General features: G+C 44.2%; 2 protein-coding genes. One reads left to right on the top strand and one right to left on the bottom strand.

Translation table 11 applies throughout. The features are described 5' to 3' along the window. Positions 1-373: 373 nt before the first annotated feature. Positions 374-1,273, bottom strand: a complete 900-nt coding sequence (locus tag AB4Z17_RS33380) for an SDR family oxidoreductase (RefSeq protein ID WP_441964742.1) — start codon at positions 1,271-1,273, stop codon at positions 374-376. Positions 1,274-1,468: 195 nt separating this feature from the next. Here AB4Z17_RS33380 and AB4Z17_RS33375 point away from each other — a divergent pair. Then, positions 1,469-1,668 (top strand): TetR/AcrR family transcriptional regulator (locus AB4Z17_RS33375; protein ID WP_441964740.1); only part of this gene is annotated, 200 nt, incomplete at its 3' end.

The raw sequence follows: 1,668 nt of genomic DNA, 5'->3' as shown, positions 1-1,668 counted from the left end.
TCATATGATTGTAATGTGCGCGAACCAATAGTGGAGAGCAAATAAGTGCAAAAGTGCACCTGTTTTTAACAAACAAGATTGGAATGTTGCAAATAGGTGTACTAATACCTCTAATTGATCAGATTTAAAGAAAATTTGGTTAAATAAGTGCATTTCTGCACTTAGATGAAGATGCTGCAGGCGCTGCCGCAAAAGTCTTTGCATCAGGGAAACATCCCCGTTTTCAAATGAAAGGACTTCAAATTCCGCTGTATAGTGGAGCTTGAGGTCCTTTTTCTCGATGAAAATAAGTTCTAAGTAGTGCTCAAAAAATCGCAAAATGACTTTTGAGTCAGCCCCTTGTTTTGCGGAAAGGCAAGCAGGCAACGAAGGCTTAAGTCTCTGTCATGATTCCGCCATTGACATGCAATACCTGCCCTGTAACGAATGATGAATCGTCTGAAGCTAAATAAATATAGGTTGGAGCGAGCTCGAATGGCTGCCCAGCGCGTTTCATTGGCGTATTGGCGCCAAATGTTTGCACATATTCAGCTGGATAGCTGGAGACGGTCAGAGGTGYCCATATCGGACCCGGTGCAACAGCATTAACGCGTATCCCGCAATTAACGAGCTGCAGCGATAACGAACGGGTAAAAGATACGACTGCCCCTTTCGTTGATGAATAATCGACCAGAAGCGGGGCACCTGCGTAAGCCGTTACGGAAGCTGTGCTGATGATGGTGCTTCCTGGATGAAGATATGGAAGCGCGGCTTTCGTCAAATAAAAGTGAGGAAAAATATTGGTCCGATAAGTATCTTCCAGCTGCTCATTCGATATATCCAAAATACTCGTCTGAGGAAACTGGACTCCTTGGTTAAGCACCAAGCAATTGATTTTTCCATAATGCTCGAGTGTTATTCTGACGATTTCTGTGGAGAGCTCTGGCCTGCGAAGATCACCTTCAATTAGCAGGCTGCGACCACCGTATTGCGCTACCATTTGCTGAGTTGCAAGCGCGTCTTGACGTTCGTACAAATAAACGATAACGACATCAGCACCCTCTTTGGCGAAGCCAATGGCAACAGCTCGGCCAATTCCGCTGTCTCCTCCAGTAATGATCGCTACTTTGCCGGACAGCTTTCCACTTCCTTTATATGCGGGGTTGTCGGAAATCGGTAGCGGGTTCATTTTGTATTCAAGGCCAGGCTGTCTGTCTTGATGCTGGGGCGGAAAGGTTAGGGGCTCCTGTTTGCACTTTGTTTCGTAGCCATAATAGGGATAATACGGAATCATCAGGGTATCCTCCATTTGCGTTCATTGCAATAGGGTATTCACCCAATGGAAAAAATGCAACTCTTAGTTAGCTTGCATAATGGAGGGGATTGTCTCTGGCTATAAGGCGGCAAAGTGATTATGCTTGACTTTAAAATGGATTGTTTTTATAATCTAACCAGTTGGTTACTTTTGAAATGAATGGAGTTTATTAAGATGGCTGTTCAGAAGAAAAGGACTTATGATGCTGCACGAAGCAAAGAGATTATTCTTGATGCAGCCGAGCAATTATTTGCCGAGCAAGGTTATTCCGCAGCGCGAATTGACGCGATTGCAAGCGAAGCTGGATATAATAAAAGTCTTATTTATCAGTATTTTCACGATAAGCTTGGGCTTTATACGGAAGTAGTGAAACG

It is taken from the genome of Paenibacillus sp. TAF43_2, from assembly GCF_052113545.1.
GTDB lineage: Bacteria > Bacillota > Bacilli > Paenibacillales > Paenibacillaceae > Pristimantibacillus.
The sequence above is the reverse complement of the archived record's forward strand: the minus strand, read 5'-3'. Positions and strand labels throughout refer to the sequence as shown.